This window comes from Streptomyces luteosporeus (assembly GCF_039532865.1).
Classification (GTDB): domain Bacteria; phylum Actinomycetota; class Actinomycetes; order Streptomycetales; family Streptomycetaceae; genus Streptomyces; species Streptomyces luteosporeus.
On record NZ_BAAASL010000024.1, the window covers coordinates 43,936 to 63,567 of the forward strand.

Genomic DNA, 19,632 nt, shown 5'->3' on the forward strand with positions numbered 1-19,632 from the left:
GCTGAGCCCCGTCAATGAGGGGGTCGAGCCATGGGGCGCGGCCGGGCCAAGGCCAAGCAGACAAAGGTCGCCCGCCAGCTGAAGTACAACAGCGGCGGGACGGACCTGACACGTCTGGCCAGTGAGCTGGGCGCAACATCGCCGACGAAGCAGCCGCCGAACAGCGAGCCGCTCGACGACGAGCTGGACGACGACCCGTACGCTCAGTACGCGGCGCGTTACAACGACGATGAGGACGAGGACGAGCACACCGCGTCCGACTCGTCCGCATACCGTCGCCGCGCTTGACGCTCTGACATTTCACCGACCCGGTCCGGGCTCCGCCCGGACCGGGTTCTGTGCTGTCCGCGGCTCCGCCGGTGCCCCCGTGCCGCCGCAGCGGCGCGGAGGGCACCGGCGTGCGTTCACACCGCGTAGTCGCCCGTCAGGACGGCCGCCTCCGCGGCGTCGCCGCGCTCCGTGATCCGGCCGGCCACCCACGCCTCCAGCCCGCGGTCCGCGCACGTCGCCAGGGCGACGTCGACGGCCTCCGGGGGCACGACGGCGATCATGCCGACGCCCATGTTGAGCGTCTTCTCCAGCTCCCGGCGCTCGACCCCGCCCAGCTCCCCCACCAGGGAGAAGACCGGGCCCGGCGTCCACGTGGCGCGGTCGACGACCGCGCGCAGGTGGTCGGGGATCACGCGCGCGAGGTTGTTGGCGAGCCCGCCGCCGGTGATGTGCGAGAAGGCGTGCACCTCGGTGGTGCGGGTGAGGGCCAGGCAGTCCAGGGAGTAGATCCGCGTGGGCTCCAGCAGCTCCTCGCCCAGCGTGCGGCCGAGCTCGGGCACCTCGCGGTCCAGCTCCCAGCCGGCCCGGTCGAAGAGCACGTGCCGCACCAGTGAGTACCCGTTCGAGTGAAGTCCCGACGAGGCCATCGCGATGACGACGTCACCCGGACGAATGCGCTCGGCGCCCAGCAGCCGGTCGGCCTCGACCACGCCCGTGCCCGCGCCGGCCACGTCGAACTCGTCGGCGCCCAGCAGCCCCGGGTGCTCGGCGGTCTCGCCGCCGACCAGCGCGCAGCCGGCCAGGACGCAGCCCTCGGCGATGCCCTTGACGATCGAGGCGACCCGCTCGGGGTGGACCTTGCCCACGCAGATGTAGTCGGTCATGAACAGCGGCTCGGCGCCGCAGACGACCAGGTCGTCGACGACCATGCCCACGAGGTCGTGGCCGATGGTGTCGTAGACGCCCATGCGCCGGGCGATGTCGACCTTGGTGCCCACGCCGTCGGTGGCGGAGGCCAGCAGCGGGCGCTCGTAGCGCTTGAGGGCGCTGGCGTCGAAGAGGCCGGCGAAGCCGCCGAGGCCGCCGAGGGCCTCGGGGCGGGTGGCCTTCTTCACCCATTGCTTCATCAGCTCGACGGCGCGGTCGCCCGCCTCGATGTCGACGCCCGCGCTCGCGTAGCTGGCGCCGCCGCCGGCACTGGTGGTCTCGGGAGACATGGTCCTCAAGATCTTTCGTGTCGTACGTCAGGGGGTGACGTCAGGGTGGGGTGCGCCGGCGCTACGGGCGCCGGAGCGCGTCGGCGGCGTCGGGGCCGCCGGCGAGCTCGGTCTCCAGCAGGTGCTTGCCGAGCCGCTCGGGGTCGGGCAGCTCCATCGGGTACTCGCCGTCGAAGCAGGCGCGGCACAGGTTGGCCTTGGGCAGGGACGTCGCCTCGACCATCCCGTCGAGGGAGATGTAGGCGAGGGAGTCCGCGCCCAGCGAGCGGCCGATCTCCTCGACGCTCATGCCGTTGGCGATCAGCTCCGCCCGGGTGGCGAAGTCGATGCCGAAGAAGCAGGGCCACTTGATCGGCGGGGAGGAGATCCGGACGTGGACCTCGGCCGCGCCGGCCTCGCGCAGCATCCGCACCAGGGCGCGCTGGGTGTTGCCGCGGACGATCGAGTCGTCGACGACCACCAGGCGCTTGCCGCGGATGACCTCCTTGAGGGGGTTGAGCTTGAGGCGGATGCCGAGCTGGCGGATGGTCTGGCTGGGCTGGATGAAGGTCCGGCCGACGTAGCTGTTCTTGACCAGACCGGAGCCGTAGGGGATGCCGCTGGCCTCGGCGTAGCCCACGGCGGCCGGGGTGCCGGACTCCGGGGTCGCTATCACCAGGTCGGCGTCGGCCGGGGCCTCGGCGGCCAGCCGGCGTCCCATCTCCACGCGGGAGAGGTAGACGTTGCGGCCGGCGATGTCGGTGTCGGGGCGGGCGAGGTAGACGTACTCGAAGATGCAGCCCTTGGGGCGGGCCTCGGCGAAGCGGCTGGTCCGCACGCCGTTCTCGTCGATCGCGATCAGCTCGCCGGGCTCGACCTCGCGGACGAAGGTGGCGCCGACGATGTCGAGCGCCGCCGTCTCGGAGGCCACCACCCAGCCGCGCTCCAGGCGGCCGAGGACCAGCGGGCGGATGCCCTGCGGGTCGCGGGCGGCGTAGAGGGTGTGCTCGTCCATGAAGACGAGCGAGAAGGCGCCCCGGACGTCCGGGAGGACCTTCCGGGCGGCGTCCTCCACGGTCAGCGGCTTGCCGTCGTCGTCGGTCTGGCCCGCCAGCAGGGCGGTGACCAGGTCCGTGTCGTTGGTCGCCGCGACCTGGGTGGCCCGCCCGTTGTCCCGGGGCAGGGCCGCGACCATCTCCGCCAGTTCGGCGGTGTTGACCAGGTTGCCGTTGTGGCCGAGGGCGATGGAGCCGTTGGCCGTTGCGCGGAAGGTCGGCTGCGCGTTCTCCCACACCGATGCTCCGGTGGTGGAGTAGCGGGCGTGACCGACCGCGATGTGGCCCTGGAGGGAGCCGAGGGATGTTTCGTCGAAGACCTGGGAAACCAGTCCCATGTCCTTGAAAACGAGGATCTGCGAGCCGTTGCTCACTGCGATGCCCGCGGACTCCTGTCCGCGATGCTGCAGGGCGTACAGCCCGAAATAGGTGAGTTTGGCGACCTCTTCTCCCGGAGCCCAGACACCGAAGACGCCACAAGCGTCCTGGGGGCCCTTTTCGCCGGGAAGCAGGTCGTGGTTGAGTCGTCCGTCACCACGAGGCACACCTTGAGTCTATGGCAGGGACGAGGTTCATCCGAACCGGGTACGACCTGTTCTGCCTCACACCACGGACAGCCACTCGACGGGCACAGCGAATCACCTTTTCGCACGGCGCATTCGCACGGTGCGCAGGGGAATTCGCTTTAACCGCTCAAGTGAATAGCGGCAGGTATGCGGAGATGTCCGCGCGCTCCCCGCTCGCGGTCACGGTGGTGGCGCGCAGGGCGTCCTCCCACCGGGCCCGGCCCGTGGCGAGGCGGATCCAGGTGACCGGATCGCTCTCCACGACGTTCGGCGGGGTGCCGCGGGTGTGCCGGGGGCCCTCGACGCACTGCACCACCGCGAACGGCGGGATGCGCAACTCCACCGAGCCGCCCGGGGCCTTGACCGCCAGCGCGTCCGCGAAGAGCCGGGTGACGACCGCGAGGGCGTGCCGGTCGTGCCGCACGGCCGTGCCGGTGGCCTCGGCGAGGTCGTCGGCGTGCACCACGGCCTCCACCAGGCGCGTGACGAGGACGTCGGCCACCGTCATGGGGCCGAGCGCCGTCGCCACCACGTCGGTGGGATCGGCCTGTTCGAGCACCGCCAGCAGTCGCTCGGTGGCTCGATCCAGCCGCTGCGCGACCGCGGCGGGGCCGCCGCCGGTGAGGGCGGCGGCGGCCTCGCTCGTGCGCCGCGCCACGTCCGCGGCCTTCGCGCCGGCCCCGTCGAGGTACTCGACGAGGCCGGTGCGCACGGCCTTTGCACCCGCGGACGGCCGCGGCTCGTCCAGCAGCCGGGGCAACCAGTCGAGCGCGTCGGCGAGGTGGACGATCAGTTCGCCGACCGTCCACCGCCCCAGCCGCGTGGGCGCCGCCAGCAGCGCCTGCGCGTCCGGCTCCGCGCACACCACGGCCACCAGTTCCCGTACGGCGCGGACCTGGCCCTGCAGGGCGGTCCGCACCTTGGCGGGATCGTGGCTGCGGGTACGCGGCTTGCGCTGAGCGGAAGGCATGGCGCGAGCCTAATCGTTGGCCACGCTTCCGGTGGGCCCAACCGGGAGAACCGGCCGGGACCGACCCGAAGGCGTGATGGCGCCCGGGGGCGCCCCCGGGCGCGCGCCGTTACGCGAGCAACGCCGGGATGGTGGCCTCGTGCGCCGCGCGCAGTTCGGCCAGCGGCAGCGTGAACTGGCCCTGGACGTCGATCTCTTCGCCGTCCACCACGCCGATGCGGGTGGCCGGCAGGCCCCGCGCGCCGCACATGTCGGCGAAGCGGAGCTCCTCGCTGCGGGGGACGGAGACGACCGCCCGGCCCGCGGACTCGGAGAAGAGGAAGACGAAGGGGTCCAGCCCGTCGGGCACCACGATCCGGGCGCCCTTGCCGCCGCGCAGGCACGACTCGACCAGGGCCTGGATCAGGCCGCCGTCGGAGAGGTCGTGCGCCGCGTCGGCCATGCCGTCGCGGGAGGCGGCGATGAGGATCTCGGCGAGCAGCTTCTCGCGCTCCAGGTCGACCTTCGGCGGCAGGCCGCCGAGGTGGTCGTGGATGACCTGCGACCAGGCCGAGCCGCCGAGCTCCTCCGCGGTGTCCCCCAGGAGGTACAGCAGCTGGCCCTCCTCCCGGAATGCCATCGGCGTACGGCGGTTGACGTCGTCGATGACGCCGAGCACCGCGACGACGGGGGTCGGGTGGATGGCCGTCTCGCCGGTCTGGTTGTACAGCGAGACGTTGCCGCCGGTCACCGGGGTGCCCAGGGCCAGGCAGCCGTCCGCGAGGCCGCGCGTGGCCTCGGCGAACTGCCACATGACCGCCGGGTCCTCCGGGGAGCCGAAGTTCAGGCAGTTGGAGATCGCCAGCGGGCGGGCGCCGGTGGCGGCCACGTTGCGGTACGACTCGGCGAGCGCCAGCTGGGCGCCGGCGTACGGGTCGAGCTTGGTGTAGCGGCCGTTGCCGTCCGTGGCGACCGCGACGCCCAGGCCCGTCTCCGCGTCGATGCGGACCATGCCGGAGTCCTCGGGCTGGGCGAGCACGGTGTTGCCCTGCACGAAGCGGTCGTACTGGTCGGTGATCCAGGACTTGGACGCCTGGTTGGGCGAGGAGATCACCTTCAGGACCTGCTCGCGCAGCTCCTCGGGGGTCTGCGGGCGGGGCAGCTTGTTCGCGTCGTCCGCCTGCAGCGCGTCCTGCCACGCGGGGCGGGCGTACGGGCGCTCGTACACCGGGCCCTCGTGGGCGACGGTGCGCGGCGGGACGTCGACGATCTGCTCGCCGTGCCAGAAGATCTCCAGCCGCTCGCCGTCGGTGACCTCACCGATGACGGTGGCGATCACGTCCCACTTCTCGCAGATCTCCAGGAAGCGGTCGATCTTCGAGGGCTCGACGATCGCGCACATGCGCTCCTGCGACTCGCTCATGAGGATCTCCTCCGGCGAGAGCGTCGCGTCGCGCAGCGGTACGCGGTCGAGCTCGACCCGCATGCCGCCGGAACCGGCGCTGGCCAGCTCGCTGGTGGCGCAGGACAGCCCGGCGCCGCCGAGGTCCTGGATGCCCTCGACGAGGCCCTCGCGGAAGAGCTCCAGGGTGCACTCGATGAGGAGCTTCTCCTGGAACGGGTCGCCGACCTGGACGGCGGGGCGCTTGGCGGGCTTGCTGTCATCGAAGGTTTCCGAGGCCAGGACCGAGACGCCACCGATGCCGTCGCCGCCGGTGCGGGCGCCGTACAGGACGACCTTGTTGCCGGCGCCGGAGGCCTTGGCGAGGTGGATGTCCTCGTGCTTCATCACGCCCACGCACAGGGCGTTGACCAGCGGGTTGCCCTGGTAGCAGGCGTCGAAGACGACCTCGCCGCCGATGTTGGGCAGGCCCAGGCAGTTGCCGTAGCCGCCGATGCCCGCGACGACGCCCGGCAGGACGCGCTTGGTGTCGGGGTGGTCGGCGGCGCCGAAGCGCAGCGGGTCCATGACGGCGACCGGGCGGGCGCCCATGGCGAGGATGTCGCGGACGATGCCGCCGACGCCGGTGGCCGCGCCCTGGTAGGGCTCGATGTAGGAGGGGTGGTTGTGCGATTCGACCTTGAAGGTGACCGCGTAGCCCTGGCCCACGTCGACGACGCCGGCGTTCTCGCCGATGCCGACGAGGAGGGCATCGTTCTCGGGGGCCTTCTCGCCGAACTGGCGCAGGTGCACCTTGCTGCTCTTGTAGGAGCAGTGCTCGGACCACATGACGCTGTACATCGCGAGCTCGGCGCCGGTGGGGCGGCGGCCCAGGATCGCGCGGATGCGCTCGTACTCGTCCTGCTTGAGGCCGAGTTCGGCCCAGGGCTGCTCGACGTCGGGGGTCTCGTCGGCGTGCTTGACGGTGTCGAGAGTCATCAGGCGCTGACCAGCTTCTTGAGGAGCGAGGTGAAGAATCCGAGGCCGTCGGTGCGGCCCGTGCCGATGAGCGGCTCGACCGCGTGCTCGGGGTGCGGCATCAGGCCGACGACGTTGCCGGCGGCGTTGGTGATGCCCGCGATGTCGCGCAGGGAGCCGTTGGGGTTGCCCTCCAGGTAGCGGAAGGCGACGCGGCCCTCGGCCTCCAGCTCGTCGAGGGTGCGCTCGTCGGCCACGTAGCGGCCGTCGATGTTCTTGAGCGGGACGGAGATCTCCTGGCCCGCCGCGTAGTCGGCCGTCCAGGCGGTCTCCGCGTTCTCCACGCGGAGCTTCTGGTCGCGGCAGATGAAGTGCAGGTGGTTGTTGCGCAGCATGGCGCCGGGCAGCAGGTGGGTCTCGGTCAGGACCTGGAAGCCGTTGCAGATGCCGAGGACCGGCATGCCGGCCTTGGCCTGGTCGATGACGGTCTCCATCACCGGCGAGAAGCGGGAGATGGCGCCCGCGCGCAGGTAGTCGCCGTAACTGAAGCCGCCGGGCAGGACGACGGCGTCGACCTGCTTGAGGTCCTTGTCGCGGTGCCACAGGGGCACCGCTTCCAGGCCGGCGATGCGGACGGCGCGCTGGGTGTCGCGGTCGTCGAGCGTGCCGGGGAAGGTGATGACCCCTACGCGTGCGGTCACGAGTCCACTCGCACGGTGAAGTTCTCGATCACGGTGTTGGCGAGAAACGTTTCGGCCATCTCGTGGATGCGGGCGAGGGCGGCGTCGTCGACGGGGCCCTCCACCTCGAGTTCGAAGCGCTTGCCCTGACGGACGTCGGCGATCCCCTCGAAACCCAGGCGAGGCAGTGCGCGCTGCACCGCCTGCCCCTGCGGGTCGAGGATCTCCGGCTTGAGCATGACGTCGACTACGACGCGTGCCACTGGCACTCCCGGTGTTGGTGCGTGAGCTGAAGCGGTACCGCCAGAGTACAGTCCCGAAAAATCTACGCGCATAGATATGCTGGGCTTATCCTTCGCATTCCCGGCGGGACCCTTCGGGGACGCTCGGGAAAATTCCGGGAAAAATCCCGGGGGAAGGCACCGGGGCGATTGCGGCGACGGGCCGGTACGGAATTTACTGGTGCCGGCAACGCATTGCCCTTTGCCGTACAAATGAATATGTATGGCCCGAGAACAACCGCAAACCCGACGTCGCCGCAGGTCATCGCGGCGATACCTGGCCGAAAGGACCGATTTCCGTGGCACAGCGCGTAGTGGTCACACTCTCCGACGACATCGACGGCGGGGAAGCCGCGGAGACCGTCATCTTCGGGATCGACGGCAAGTCGTACGAGATCGACCTGAATGAAGACAATGCGGAGCGGCTGCGCGACATCTTCGCGCCCTACAAGGAGGCCGCCCGCCGCCAGTCCCGCTCCGGGCGGGCCTACCGCCGCACCGCCGTCGCACCCGACCCCGCGGCCGTCCGGGCCTGGGCCCGCTCGCGCGGCATGGAGGTGCCGCCGCGCGGCCGCATCCCCAAGGCGGTCTACGAGGCGTTCAACGCGGCCGGCTGACGCCGGCCGCCGGGCCGTCCCGCGCACACCCCCCGCGGGCGCCCGCCGCACCCCTGCGAAAGCCCCCCGCAGCTCCCCCGCAGCCGGGCTGATCATCCGACTTGCCAAGCACCCCGGGTGATCAGCTAGAGTCTGGATCACGCCGAGGGGCAAGGCCGGGAAACGGCCGGGCACTTCGAACGTCACGCGGGTGTAGCTCAGTAGTAGAGCGCCCCCTTTCCAAGGGGGAGGCGCAGTGTGCGATTCCTGTCACCCGCTCTGACCGTCCACCGGCCACGCACGTGGTCCGGCTGGAAGGCCATGCGGGTGTAGCTCAGTAGTAGAGCGCCCTCTTTCCAAGAGGGAGGCGCAGTGTGCGATTCCTGTCACCCGCTCCGCACCGTTTACCGACCACCGCAGTGGATCAGGTAGAGTGGTGCTCGCACCGCCCGGTGAGAGCCGGTCGGGAGCAATGCGGACGTAGCTCAGTTGGTAGAGCGCAACCTTGCCAAGGTTGAGGTCGCGAGTTCGAGCCTCGTCGTCCGCTCAGGGAACGAAGGCCCCGGTCATCAGACCGGGGCCTTCGGCGTTTCCGGCCCGCGGTGCCGTGATGACATTCGTCATCGCAGGTCGTGACAGCTCGCACTGCTGCCCGCCCGGATCCGCCGGGAGCCTTGAAGGCATGGAGTCCAGGGAGAGTGTGATCGAGGTCTCCCAGCTGCGCCGGCGATACGGGCGGCCCGGGGAGGACAAGGGATGCGAAGCGGTGCGGGGCGTCTCCTTCACCGTGCGCCGCGGCGAGGTGTTCGCGCTGCTGGGCACGAACGGGGCGGGCAAGACCTCCACCGTCGAGCTGCTGGAGGGCCTGGCCCGGCCGACCGGCGGCGAGGTGCGGGTGCTGGGCCACGACCCGTACGCGCAGCGCCGCCTGGTACGGCCGCGGATTGGGGTGATGCTGCAGGAAGGCGGCTTCCCCTCCGAGCTGGGCGTCACCGAGACGGCGACGATGTGGGCCGGCTGCACCACCGGGGCCCGGCCCGTGGCCGAGGCCCTGGCGCTGGTGGGGCTCGGCGGCCGCGGCGGGGTGCGCGTCAAGCAGCTCTCCGGCGGTGAACGGCGCCGCCTGGACCTGGCGCTGGCCCTGCTGGGGCGGCCGGAGGTGCTCTTCCTCGACGAGCCCACCACCGGTCTGGACCCCGAGGCCCGGCGCACCACCTGGGAGCTGGTGCGGCGGCTGCGCGAGGAGGGCACCACCGTGCTGCTGACCACGCACTACCTGGAAGAGGCCGAGGCCCTGGCCGACCGTGTGGCGATCATGCGCGAGGGCCGCATCGTCACCGCGGGCACGCCCGCGCAGGTCATCGGCGCCCACCCGGCCCGGATCCGGTTCGCGATGCCGGCGGGCTGGTTCGTCGGCGACCTGCCGCCGCTGGCCGAACTGGGCGTCCTGCGGCACGAGGAGAACGACGGGCGCGTGGAGCTGCAGACGTCCGAGCTGCAGCGCACCCTGACCGGGCTGCTGCTGTGGGCCCGGGACAAGGACCTGGAACTGGAAGGGCTGGACGCGCGGACCGCCTCCCTGGAGGAGGCGTTCCTGGCGATAGCGGGCGTACCGGGAGACGTACCGGCGGGCGTTTTTGCGGGGAGGGGCGAGTGAGGGCGACGACGGGTACGGTCACGGGGCCGCGGCGGGCCCTCGCGCTGGGGAGGGCGGAGCTGACGCTGCTCGGCCGCAACAGGACGGCGCTCTCCATGACCCTCCTGATGCCCGCGCTCATGATCTACGCGATGCGTGCGGGCGCCCAGCAGGTGGACCTGGGCCGCAGCGGGATGTCGCTGAAGGAGGTCACGATGACCGGTGCCTTCGGCTACGTCCTGATCTTCTGCGTCTACTACAACCTGATGAGCGCCTATACGGCGCGGCGCGAGGAGCTCGTCCTCAAGCGGCTGCGCACCGGCGAGGCCGGCGACCTGGAGATCCTCGCGGGCACGGCGCTGCCGTCGGTGCTGATCGCGCTGGTGCAGTGCGTCCTGCTGGTCGTGGCGGGCGTCACCTGGCTGGGCATGCCCCTGCCGGCGCGGCCCGAACTCCTCGTGGCGGGAGTGCTGCTGGGCGTGGTCGTGCTGACCGCGCTGGCGGCCGCGTCCACGGCCTTCGCCCGCAGCTCGGAGAGCGCCCAGCTCGCGGCGATGCCGCTGGCGATGGTCTCGCTGCTGGGCTCGGGCATCTTCGTCCCCCTCGACCTCTTCCCGGAGGCCCTCGCGCGGGTCTGCGAGGTGCTGCCGCTGACGGGGGTCGTGCAGCTGGTGCGCGAGGGCTGGCTCGGCGGGGCGGGTGCGGGGGGCGTGCTCGCCCACCTGGGGGCCGCCTTGGTCTGGGTCGGCCTGGGGGTGTTTGCTGTACGACGGTGGTTCCGCTGGGAACCACGGCGCTGAGCAGGGCAGATCGGCAGATCCAATACGGGGGGTGGCGCGCGTGTTCCGCCGGGTGCGGGCGTTCCGGCGCCAGAGCAAGGTCAAGCAGATCGACATGTACTCGCGCGGTGCGCTGTACGTGGTGCCGTGGTTCTTCCTCCTCGCGCAGAGCGCCTCGCTGCTGGCGCTCGCCGAGCAGGGGGCGGTGAGCACGGTCCTCACCGCGGCCTTCATCGCCGTCGGCGTCGTCCAGGCCGTCACCGGGGCGGGCCTGATCCGGCGGGCCCTCGACCACTACCTCGACAAGAACGGCGAGGCCCCCGTTCCCCGGGGGCGGCTGGTCCTCGGCACGGCCCTGCTGGCGCTGGCGCTGTGCCTGCTCGCCGCGATGCTGGGCAGGCACCCGTCCCAGGACGCCCTGCAGGCCGCGCCCACCTTGCTCATGGGCACCTCGCTGCCGCCGGCCGGCGCCTTCTGCCTCCTGGTGCGCAAGCGCGTGTACGCGGCGGTGTCCGCGGGGGTCTCGCTGCTGCTGGCGTGGGTGCCGTTCGCAGTGATCGGGCTGCCGTCCCCGGTGCTCGCGGGCATCGCGGTGGGCGCGCTCTTCCAGTGCGGCTGGGTCATGCTCATGGCCCGCGTCACCGGCTGGATGCTGTCGATCGTCTGGGAGGTCGACGCGGCCCGCGCCGTCCAGGCGCGGCTGGCGGTCGTGGAGGAACGGCTGCGCTTCTCCCGGGACATGCACGACATCCTCGGCCGCAACCTGGCGGCGATCGCGCTCAAGAGCGAGCTCGCGGTGCAGCTGGCCCGGCGGGGATCCGAAGCGGCCGCCGACCAGATGGCCGAGGTGCAGCGCATCGCGCAGGAGTCGCAGCGCGAGCTGCGCGAGGTCGTCCGCGGCTATCGCGAGGCGGATCTGCACACGGAACTGGCCGGGGCGCGCGGCATCCTGACCGCGGCCGGCATCGCCTGCCGCATCGACGACGCGCAGGTCGCCGACGGCGACCTGCCCCCGGCGGTGCAGTCGGCGCTGGCGTGGGCGGTGCGGGAGGCCACGACGAACGTGCTGCGGCACGCGGACGCGCGGCGGTGCGAGGTGCGGCTGCGGCGCGTGGGGGACGCGGCGGTGCTGACCGTCGACAACGACGGCGCGAGTGCCGGCGGGGCCGGCGGCGGCGCCGGTTCCGGGCTGGCCGGCCTGCGGGAGCGCCTGGCGGCACTGGGCGGCACGGTGGACGCGGCGTACGGGGACTGCGCCACGTTCCGGGTGACGGCGCGGGTGCCGGTGGGTGCGGCGGCGGATCCTTCGCCCGCCGCGCCGCCGCCTGCGGCGCCGGTGAGCGGCGTGCGCAGGTGGGCCGCGGCCGGCGAGGGGAGGGCCGTGTGATCCGCGTCATGCTCGCCGACGACGAGCACCTCATTCGCGGGGCGCTCGCCGCGCTGCTCGGGCTGGAGGACGACCTGCGCGTCGTCGCCGAGGCCGCCAGCGGGCCGGAGGCGCTCGCCATGGCCCGGGCCCACCGGCCCGACGTGGCCGTTCTGGATCTCCAGATGCCAGGGCTGGACGGTGTGACAGTGGCCATATCCCTGCGGGCCGAACTCCCCGGCTGCCGCACCATGATCGTGACGGGTCACGGGCGGCCCGGGCACCTGAAGCGCGCCCTTGAGGCGGGCGTCCGCGGCTTCGTCCCGAAGACGGTGTCGGCCCAGCGGCTCGCCGAGATCATCCGCACGGTGCACGGCGGAAGCCGGTACGTGGACCCGGAGTTGGCGGCCGACGCCATCAGCGCCGGCGACTCCCCGCTGACCGCGCGCGAGGCGGAGCTGCTGGAACTGGCCGAGGACGGCGCCCCCGTCGCGGAGATCGCCGAGCGCGCCCGGCTCACCCCCGGCACGGTGCGGAACTACCTCTCCTCGGCCGCCGCGAAACTCGGCGCGGAGAACCGTCACGCGGCAGCGCGCATCGCACGCGCCCAGGGTTGGCTATAGTGGAACCCGCACCGCACGGAAACGCGCGGAGCGAATGCGGACGTAGCTCAGTTGGTAGAGCGCAACCTTGCCAAGGTTGAGGTCGCGAGTTCGAGCCTCGTCGTCCGCTCGGAGAACGAAGGCCCCGGTCACCGACCGGGGCCTTCGTCGTGCGTACGGGCCATGGTCAGCCGGAAGAGGGCACCGCCGCCCGGCGCGTGCTCGGCCGTCAGCTCCGCGCCGTGCGCCCGGGCGATCTGCCGGGCCATGGCCAGGCCCAGCCCGGAGCCGGGCAGCGCCCGGGCCTGCCGGGAGCGGTAGAAGCGGTCGAAGACGTGCGGGAGGTCCTCGGGCGTGATGCCCGGGCCGTGGTCGCGCACGGTGAGGCAGGCGCTGCCCTGCGTACGCCGCAGCTCCACCTCCACCACCGCACCGGCCGGGCTGAACTTGGCCGCGTTGTCGAGGAGGTTGCCCAGCAGCCGGGCCAGCCGGGCGGGCACGCCGGCCACGGTCACCGGTGCGACGTCGGCCGTGAAGGGCGTCGCCGGCCAGTGGCCGCGGGCGTCGGCCACGCAGCGCTCGGCGAGCCGGTCCAGGCGCACCTGCTCCACCAGGGGCTGCGGCTCCTCGTCCCGGGCGAGCTCGATCAGGTCGCCCACCATGCCGGTCACCTCGCGCAGCTGCCGGCCGAGCGCGTCGGCGGCGCGGGTGCGCTGGGCCGGCGAGAGCCGCTCGGCGCGGGCGAGGAGTTCGGCGTTGGTGCGCAGGGCGGTCAGCGGCGTGCGCAGCTCGTGCGAGGCGTCGGCGACCAGGCGGCGCTGGGCCGCCACGGCCTCCTCCAGCTCGCCGAGCATGGTGTTGAAGCTGGTGGCCAGGCGGGTGATCTCGTCCCCGCGGCGGGCCTCGTGGGGGGCCAGCTCGATGCGGTGGGCCGCATCGCGGGTGGCGGCGATGCGCTCGGCGGTCGCGGTCAGCCGCGTCACCGGGCGCAGCGAGGTCCGCGAGGCGGCGTACCCCAGGCCCCCGGCGAGCAGGACGCCCGCGCCGCCGACCGCGCCGAGGAGCAGCCCGGCCTGGCGCACGCCCTGGTCGACGGAGTCGGAGCGCGCCGCGACCTGCAGGGCCTGGCCCGGGCGGCCGGGCAGGGGCGTGGTGAGCATCCGCATCGGACGGCCGTCGTGGGTGATGTCGCTGTAGTACGGGCCGAGGGTGCCGGCGGCGACGCGGCGGGTGGCGCCGGTGACGGGCAGGAGCAGGCCGCCGTGCGGGCCGGGGCCGGGGGCCGCCGGGTCGGCAACCACGACCTGGGCGCAGGCCGGTGCGGCCCGCCACGTGCACTGGTCCCCCAGCACGCCGGGGCCGCTGCCGCGGCTCTGCTGGGCGATGAGCTGGGCCTGCTGGCGCAGCTGCAGGTCGAGCTGGCGCACGAGCTCGTAGCGGATGACGACGTAGGCGGCCGCGAGGACGCCGAGGGCGACGACCGCCACGGCGGCGGTGGTCACCAGGGCGAGGCGGGCGCGCAGGGGCCTGCGGCGCAGCAGTGCTCTCATGGCGTCTCTTCCGGCGTCTCTTTGAGCCGGTAGCCGACGCCGTGCACGGTGTGCACCAGCCGGGAGGCGCCGCCGGCCTCCAGCTTGCGGCGCAGATAGCCGATGTAGACGGCGAGCGAGTTGGACTGCGGGCCGAAGTCGGCGCCCCACACCCGCTCCTGGATCAGCTCCCGCGGCAGCACCTGCCCGGGATGGCGCATCAAGAGCTCCAGCAGGGCGAACTCGGTCCGGGTGAACTCGATGGCCCGGCCCGCGCGCTCGCCGGTGCGGGTGGCCGGGTCGACGGTCAGATCGGCGAAGGCCAGCGGCCCCTCGGGGACGTCCTGCTGCTCGGGCCCGGGAGCTGCGCGGCGCAGCAGGGCCCGCAGCCGGGCGAAGAGCTCGTCGAGCGCGAACGGCTTGACGAGGTAGTCGTCGGCCCCGGCGTCCAGGCCGGCCACGCGGTCGGAGACCGCGTCGCGGGCGGTCAGCACGAGGACGGGCGTACGGTCGCCCAGCTCCCGCAGCCGGCGGCAGACGGCGAGGCCGTCGAGGACGGGCATGGCGAGGTCCAGGACGAGGGCGTCCGGGGGCGCGGCGGCCACGGCGGACAGGGCGGCGAGGCCGTCGGGGGCCTCGCGCACGGTGTAGCCCTCGACGGCGAGGCCGTCGGCGACGGCGGCACGGACGTCGGGATCGTCGTCGACGACGAGGATGGACGGCGGCGGCATGGTGCCCACGATCGCAGACGGCTCCAGTGCGCCCCCGCGCCCCTACGGGGCGCTCAGGTCGTGTCCGGCGGATCCGCCCCGTCAGGGGCGCGGGGAACTGCGCGATCAGCCCCCGACGGCCTGCAGCCGAACACGCCACCCCGGGGCCCGGGCGCGGCACGGTACTCCGCCTGCGGGCGCATCGTGGCTGGTCGCGCAGTTCCCCGCGCCCCTATGGGGCGCTGCATGATCCGCCACGGTGCCCCCTAAGGGGCGCGGGGAACTGCGCGATCGGCCACCGACGGCCCGCAGTCGACGTGCCCGCGTGCCCCGCGCCCCTTACGGGGCTCCGAAAGGGCCTCAGGCCCACTTCGTGCCGGTGAGGCGCTCGTACGCCTCCACGTACTTCGCTCGCGTCCGCTCGACGACCTCCGCCGGCAGCTCCGGCGGCGGCGTCGTGCCGTGGCGGTCCCAGCCGGACGCCGGCGAGGTCAGCCAGTCGCGGACGTACTGCTTGTCGAAGGACGGCTGGGCGCGCCCCGGCTGCCAGGTGTCCGCGGGCCAGAAGCGGGAGGAGTCCGGCGTGAGGACCTCGTCGGCGAGGACGAGCCCGGCCGCGCCGGCCTCGCCCTTCGCGAAGCCGAACTCGAACTTCGTGTCCGCGAGGAGGATCCCGCGCTCGCGCGCGATGTCGCGGGCGCGGCTGTAGACGGCGAGGGTGAGCTGCCGGAGCATGGCGGCGGTCTCGGCGCCGACGCGGCGGGCGACCTCCTCGTAGGAGACGTTCTCGTCGTGCTCGCCGACCTCCGCCTTCGTGGCGGGGGTGAAGATCGGGGAGGGGAGTTCGGAGCCGTCCTCGAGGCCCTCGGGCAGGGCGAGCCCGCACACGGTGCGGCTCTCCCGGTACTCGGCGAGGCCGGAGCCGGTGAGGTAGCCGCGGGCGACGCACTCGACGGGGACCATGTCGAGGTCGCGGCAGATCAGGGTGCGCCCGGCCCAGTCGGCGGGGGCGCCCGCGGGCACCTCGGCGGAGACGACGTGGTGGGGGGCGAGGTCGGCGAGGAGGTCGAACCACCACAGGGAGAGCTGGGTGAGGATCCGGCCCTTGTCGGGGATCTCGGTGGGCAGCACCCAGTCGTAGGCGGAGATGCGGTCGCTGGCGACCATCACCAGGTTTCCGGCGTCGTCGCGGTAGAGGTCGCGGACCTTGCCCGTGTGCAGGTGGACCAGGCCCGGCACCTGGGCCGGCTTGGGCTTCTCGACGAATCCGGACACGCGTCCTCCTGGTGGTTTGTCCAAACACCTCGATTCTGCCGCACGGCCGTGCGCTGCTGCCGGGAGGGGTCAGACGCGTTTGCAGATGCGGTCGAGGAGATTGGCGGTGGCGCGCTGGATGCGCGGGTCGACGTGGCCGGGCCGGTCGAGGGCGGGGGACCAGGCGAAGGTGCCGGAGGCGAAGACGAGCGCGCCGCTGGGGGCGCGGTAGAGCGAGGTCTCCTGGTGGCGGGTGACGCCCTCGCCGTCCTTGTACGGGGAGTGGGTGAGCAGGATGCGGCGGGTGTGCTCGGGCAGGGCGGTGCGCGGGAAGTAGCGGTCGGCCTCGCCGGCGACGAGGCCGGGCAGTTCGTCGCCCTCGCCGGCGCCGGTGGCCTCCCACAGCCAGTGGTCGGCGTTGCGGACGACCATGGGGGCCGGCTCGGGGACGCGGCCGGCGTACTGGATGCCGAGCAGCTGCTGTTCGGCCGGGGCCTGCTCGCGCCACAGGGCGGGGCGCCCGGGGCCGCGGCGCTTGCGGCAGGTCAGCAGCTGGTGGGGGCCGGCCGGGGAGGCGGCGAGCTCCACGCGCCAGTACATGGTGTTGGCGGAGAGGAAGACGAGCGAGGTGCCGCAGTCGCGGGCGTGCTCGACGGAGCGGCGCATCTCGGCCGTCCAGTACTCGTCGTGGCCGGGGAAGACGACGCCCCGGTGGCGTGCCGGATCGATTCGCCCGGCGTGCAGGTCGCGGGTTTCGGCGTAGGCGAGGTCGTAGCCGTAACGCTCGGCCCAGCGGATGAAGTCGTAGGCGTGGCCGACGTGCATGGGCAGGCCGGCGCCGGCGTAGGGGCGGTCGAAGGAGACGGTGGTGGCCGCGCCCTCCTCGCCGAGCAGCCGGCCCTCGTCGTCCCAGGCGTGGTAGAGGCTGGCGCCGGTGCGGCCGTCCTCCGGGTAGAGGTTGTAGGCCTGCCAGGTGATGTCGGGCAGGACCAGCAGCAGGTCGGCGGGCTTGCCGTCGCGAACGGTGAACGGGATGTGGCTGCGGTAGCCGTCGGCGGTGGTCAGCACGGCCACGTAGGCGCCGCTGCTCCAGAAGGCGGGGATCTGCAGCCGCCAGGACAGCCACCAGTGGTGGCAGGAGACGGTGCGCTCGGCGACGAGCGGCGGGGGCTGGACGATGCCGGACAGCCGGGGGCTGGTGGTGATCTTCGCGGCGCCGACGCCGCCGTAGTGCCCGATGCGGTAGATGTCGACGCTGAACTGCTGCGGCGGATCGACGGTGATGCGGAAGTCGATGGCCTCGCCGGGGGCGACGGCGCTGGCGGAGGCGAAGCCCTTGATCTGGCAGTGGACGTCGTCGGCGGCGCGCGGCCCGGGTCTGCGGGGCGGCGGGATGCGGGCCCCGGCGGGGGCCGGGACCGGGTCGACGTACCAGGGGATGATCTGCCCGGTGCCGTCGAAGTAGAACTCGCCGCCGCGCAGCCAGGGCAGGGGCCCCTGCCCGAAGGGGTCCGAGACGGCGTGCGCGAGCGCGCCGGACTCCCAGCGGCGGTTGTGCTCCCTCTCCATGTGCGCTCCCTCCCCTGGGCCACCGCATACCTTTTCGGTTTCCCGGCAGATTCCCAGCAGATCACATGACGCAACCGGTCCGTCACCGATCGTCGGGAAATTCCCCGAAAGTGATGGCTCTGCCCCTACGCTGCGTGATGCCGTCACCCAGCGTCACCGCGCCGGGGCGGTCACACCAGCCGTACGGGCTTCTCCACACGTACCCCGAGGTCGCCCAGCCAGGCCCGCAGGGGCTCGCCGTCGCCGTCCTCGATGAGGCTCAGGACGGAGTGGGCCAGGCCCGCGCAGCGGGCACCGCCGACCATCAGGGCGGGCCCGTCCAGCCAGTCCAGGCCGGGGGTGGCGCCCGCGGTGTCGACGGCGGCGCAGCACACCATGGCCGTCACGTGGTCGGTGAGCAGCTCGCGCCCGCTGCGGGGCGGCTGCAGGGGGAAGAGCGGGGCGAGGCCGTCGACCCAGGTGCCGGCCGGGGAGCCGAGGGCACCGCTTTTGGCGGCGCGCTCCTCGCGGGCCGCCTCGCGGGCGACCGCGGCGCTCAGCCGCAGCTCCAGCTCCTCCCCCACGCCGCCGCCGGCGGGCCCGGTGAGCCGCTCCAGGACCCGGGCGACGGTGGGGGCGCCGGGCGCCGAGTCCTGCGCGGCGGCGGGCGGCGCGGGTGCGGCCTCCTGCGGGCTGCCGGGGGCGGCGCCGCAGGCGGCGATCTCGTCGAGGACGCGGTGCAGGCGGGCGGCCTCCAGGCGCCATTTGCGGTCCACGACCTCCTGCGGGTACTGGCTCCAGGCGACCGGGGACCAGCCGGGGCCGGGCTCGGGCGGGCCGCCGTGGAAGAGCCGGGCGGCCAGCAGGGAGGCGGCCTCGTCGATCAGGCCGGGCTCCTCCAGCAGGTCGCAGGCGGGCCGCTCGCCCAGCCGGGAGGCGAAGCCCTCGGCGAGGCGGTCGCGGCGGGAGAGCTCGGTGAGGGCGGAGACCACGCCGGCGTCCAGCCGGGAGGGCCAGCGGCCCATGCGCCAGGCGGGCAGGGCCACGCGGTTGAGCAGCCGGTCCCAGCCGGCGTAGGCGAGGCCGACCTGCTCCTGGGCGACGATGCGCAGCCCGTAGTCGACGGCCTGGGCGCGCTCGGAGGCGGCCGCGGCCACCCCCCGCTCCATCTCCGCGGCGTGGTCGCGGCAGGCGCGCAGCAGCAGGCGCGCGATCCAGCCCACGAATGCGAGAGGGGGCCGGCCCGCCGCGACGGCCACGGCGGCGTCCAGGCCCCTGACGAAGCGGCGGGCGGCCGCTATGTCGGGGTGGGCGGCCGGGCCCGTGCCGGCCACGACGGGGGCCAGCAGGGCGCGCAGCTCGGCCACGCGCATCCACCACAGGAAGGGCGAGCCGATCACCAGCACGGGCGCGGCGGCCGTGCGCGGGCGCACCAGGGCGAACCGGCGCTGCGGGCCGTGCGCCGGATGGGTGCGGTCCTCCAGCCAGCTGTCGCAGTCGGGCGTGAGGGCTATGGCGGACGGCGGGGGGACCTCCAGCCGGTCGGCGAGGTCGCGCACCAGCCGGTACAGATCGGGGGCGGTCTCCTCGGGGATCGGCACGGTGGGGCTCAGGGCCGGCCGGGCCCGGGCGACGACGGCGGCGACGGCCGCGGTCAGCAGCAGGGCGAGCACGGCGGCCGCGGTGACGGCCGGGCGGGCCGCGGCCCAGGCCGAGCCGTCGGCGATGTGGCCGGTGGCGGAGCCGGCCGCCAGCACGACGGCGGTGGCCGCCGGCAGGAGGGCGAGGGCCAGTGCGGCGCTGCGCACCCGCAGCACCGCCAGGGCTCGGGTGCGCGCGGCCAGCGCGCCTGCTTCCGTACCTGCCACGAGACCGATCACCCCCAGTTGCCTGTCGTGCTCTGCCGAGGTGCGTTGCCTACCACCCCCACTGTGGCACCGGCCACTGACATCGCAATGCCGGTGGGCCGGTCGGGCCGGTGGACCGGCCATGCGCAGCCGCCCCGCGCCGCACCCTAGTTGGGGGCGGGGCGCGCGTCAGCAGGTTGGGCAACCGCTCACCCGATGGAATGGCTTTGGGCAAAGCCTCGTGCGGCGGCCGCGGGGGACGGCCGCACGCCACTCCAAGGGGCCCGGACGGGCGAACGACGGGACGGGGAGCCGGAAAACAGCCCGGAGAACAACCCCAGAACAGCCCGGGAAACAGCCCGGAACAACCGCCGCCAACAACGACCGGAAACGGCCGGAAGCGACCGGC

Annotated in this window: 17 protein-coding genes and 4 tRNA genes; 10 read left to right on the plus strand and 11 right to left on the minus strand. The window is 73.4% G+C overall.

Going from position 1 to position 19,632, the window contains the following annotated elements; genetic code table 11:
• Positions 1 to 30: 30 nt before the first annotated feature.
• A complete protein-coding gene (locus ABD361_RS26025) occupies positions 31 to 288 on the plus strand; it encodes a DUF3073 domain-containing protein (protein WP_344438578.1) in 258 nt (85 codons plus the stop codon).
• A 116-nt stretch (positions 289 to 404) separates the two neighbouring features.
• Here the strand turns inward: ABD361_RS26025 and purM are convergent, their stop codons facing one another.
• The 6 genes from purM to purS form a co-directional block, all read right to left on the minus strand.
• The gene (gene purM / locus ABD361_RS26030; RefSeq protein WP_344438580.1) at positions 405 to 1,487 is read right to left on the minus strand and encodes a phosphoribosylformylglycinamidine cyclo-ligase; all 1,083 of its coding nucleotides are present in this window, start codon (positions 1,485 to 1,487) and stop codon (positions 405 to 407) included.
• Positions 1,488 to 1,548: 61 nt separating this feature from the next.
• The gene (gene purF / locus ABD361_RS26035) at positions 1,549 to 3,066 is read right to left on the minus strand and encodes an amidophosphoribosyltransferase (RefSeq protein ID WP_344438582.1); all 1,518 of its coding nucleotides are present in this window, start codon (positions 3,064 to 3,066) and stop codon (positions 1,549 to 1,551) included.
• 148 nt (positions 3,067 to 3,214) lie between these two features.
• A complete protein-coding gene (locus tag ABD361_RS26040) occupies positions 3,215 to 4,057 on the minus strand; it encodes a sterol carrier family protein (RefSeq protein WP_344438584.1) in 843 nt (280 codons plus the stop codon).
• Positions 4,058 to 4,166: 109 nt separating this feature from the next.
• Positions 4,167 to 6,416, minus strand: coding sequence for a phosphoribosylformylglycinamidine synthase subunit PurL (gene purL, locus ABD361_RS26045; RefSeq protein ID WP_344438586.1), 2,250 nt, complete (start codon positions 6,414 to 6,416; stop codon positions 4,167 to 4,169).
• Entirely contained in the window at positions 6,416 to 7,096 is a 681-nt protein-coding gene (purQ, locus tag ABD361_RS26050; RefSeq protein ID WP_344438588.1) for a phosphoribosylformylglycinamidine synthase subunit PurQ, read from the minus strand. Before purQ ends, purL begins: the two co-directional genes overlap by 1 nt.
• Entirely contained in the window at positions 7,093 to 7,338 is a 246-nt protein-coding gene (gene purS / locus ABD361_RS26055) for a phosphoribosylformylglycinamidine synthase subunit PurS (RefSeq protein WP_030367046.1), read from the minus strand. Before purS ends, purQ begins: the two co-directional genes overlap by 4 nt.
• Positions 7,339 to 7,655: 317 nt before the next feature.
• Between purS and ABD361_RS26060 the strand changes: the two genes are divergently transcribed.
• The 9 genes from ABD361_RS26060 to ABD361_RS26100 all read left to right on the plus strand — a co-directional run bounded on the left by ABD361_RS26060 (position 7,656) and on the right by ABD361_RS26100 (position 12,465).
• Positions 7,656 to 7,973, plus strand: a complete 318-nt coding sequence (locus tag ABD361_RS26060; RefSeq protein ID WP_344438592.1) for a histone-like nucleoid-structuring protein Lsr2 — start codon at positions 7,656 to 7,658, stop codon at positions 7,971 to 7,973.
• Positions 7,974 to 8,159: 186 nt separating this feature from the next.
• Positions 8,160 to 8,231: transfer RNA gene (locus ABD361_RS26065), tRNA-Gly, on the plus strand.
• Between the two features lie 44 nt (positions 8,232 to 8,275).
• Positions 8,276 to 8,347, plus strand: a tRNA-Gly gene (locus tag ABD361_RS26070).
• A gap of 79 nt (positions 8,348 to 8,426) precedes the next feature.
• Positions 8,427 to 8,499, plus strand: a tRNA-Gly gene (locus ABD361_RS26075).
• 135 nt (positions 8,500 to 8,634) lie between these two features.
• On the plus strand, positions 8,635 to 9,609 hold the full coding sequence (locus ABD361_RS26080) for an ABC transporter ATP-binding protein (protein WP_344438594.1): 975 nt from the start codon (positions 8,635 to 8,637) through the stop codon (positions 9,607 to 9,609).
• Positions 9,606 to 10,388, plus strand: coding sequence for an ABC transporter permease (locus ABD361_RS26085; RefSeq protein ID WP_344438596.1), 783 nt, complete (start codon positions 9,606 to 9,608; stop codon positions 10,386 to 10,388). Before ABD361_RS26080 ends, ABD361_RS26085 begins: the two co-directional genes overlap by 4 nt.
• Positions 10,389 to 10,419: 31 nt before the next feature.
• Positions 10,420 to 11,754, plus strand: a complete 1,335-nt coding sequence (locus ABD361_RS26090) for a sensor histidine kinase (protein WP_344438598.1) — start codon at positions 10,420 to 10,422, stop codon at positions 11,752 to 11,754.
• An 8-nt stretch (positions 11,755 to 11,762) separates the two neighbouring features.
• Entirely contained in the window at positions 11,763 to 12,356 is a 594-nt protein-coding gene (locus ABD361_RS26095; RefSeq protein ID WP_344438676.1) for a response regulator transcription factor, read from the plus strand.
• 36 nt (positions 12,357 to 12,392) lie between these two features.
• Positions 12,393 to 12,465 (plus strand) — tRNA-Gly (locus ABD361_RS26100).
• Between the two features lie 19 nt (positions 12,466 to 12,484).
• On the opposite strand, the gene ABD361_RS26105 is transcribed toward ABD361_RS26100, so the two are convergent.
• The 5 genes from ABD361_RS26105 to ABD361_RS26125 all read right to left on the minus strand — a co-directional run bounded on the left by ABD361_RS26105 (position 12,485) and on the right by ABD361_RS26125 (position 19,253).
• Positions 12,485 to 13,885, minus strand: coding sequence for a sensor histidine kinase (locus ABD361_RS26105; protein ID WP_344438600.1), 1,401 nt, complete (start codon positions 13,883 to 13,885; stop codon positions 12,485 to 12,487).
• Positions 13,882 to 14,595 (minus strand): response regulator transcription factor, encoded by a 714-nt coding sequence (locus tag ABD361_RS26110; RefSeq protein WP_344438602.1) that lies wholly within the window; start codon positions 14,593 to 14,595, stop codon positions 13,882 to 13,884. Before ABD361_RS26110 ends, ABD361_RS26105 begins: the two co-directional genes overlap by 4 nt.
• Positions 14,596 to 14,934: 339 nt before the next feature.
• The gene (locus ABD361_RS26115; RefSeq protein ID WP_344438604.1) at positions 14,935 to 15,849 is read right to left on the minus strand and encodes a phosphoribosylaminoimidazolesuccinocarboxamide synthase; all 915 of its coding nucleotides are present in this window, start codon (positions 15,847 to 15,849) and stop codon (positions 14,935 to 14,937) included.
• Between the two features lie 69 nt (positions 15,850 to 15,918).
• Positions 15,919 to 17,397 carry a N,N-dimethylformamidase beta subunit family domain-containing protein gene (locus ABD361_RS26120; protein WP_344438605.1) on the minus strand — a complete coding sequence of 493 codons (1,479 nt, stop codon included), beginning with the start codon at positions 17,395 to 17,397 and terminating at the stop codon, positions 15,919 to 15,921.
• Between the two features lie 170 nt (positions 17,398 to 17,567).
• Complete coding sequence (locus tag ABD361_RS26125; RefSeq protein WP_344438678.1) at positions 17,568 to 19,253, minus strand: M48 family metalloprotease; 1,686 nt, start codon at positions 19,251 to 19,253, stop codon at positions 17,568 to 17,570.
• Between the last annotated feature and the right edge of the window lie 379 nt (positions 19,254 to 19,632).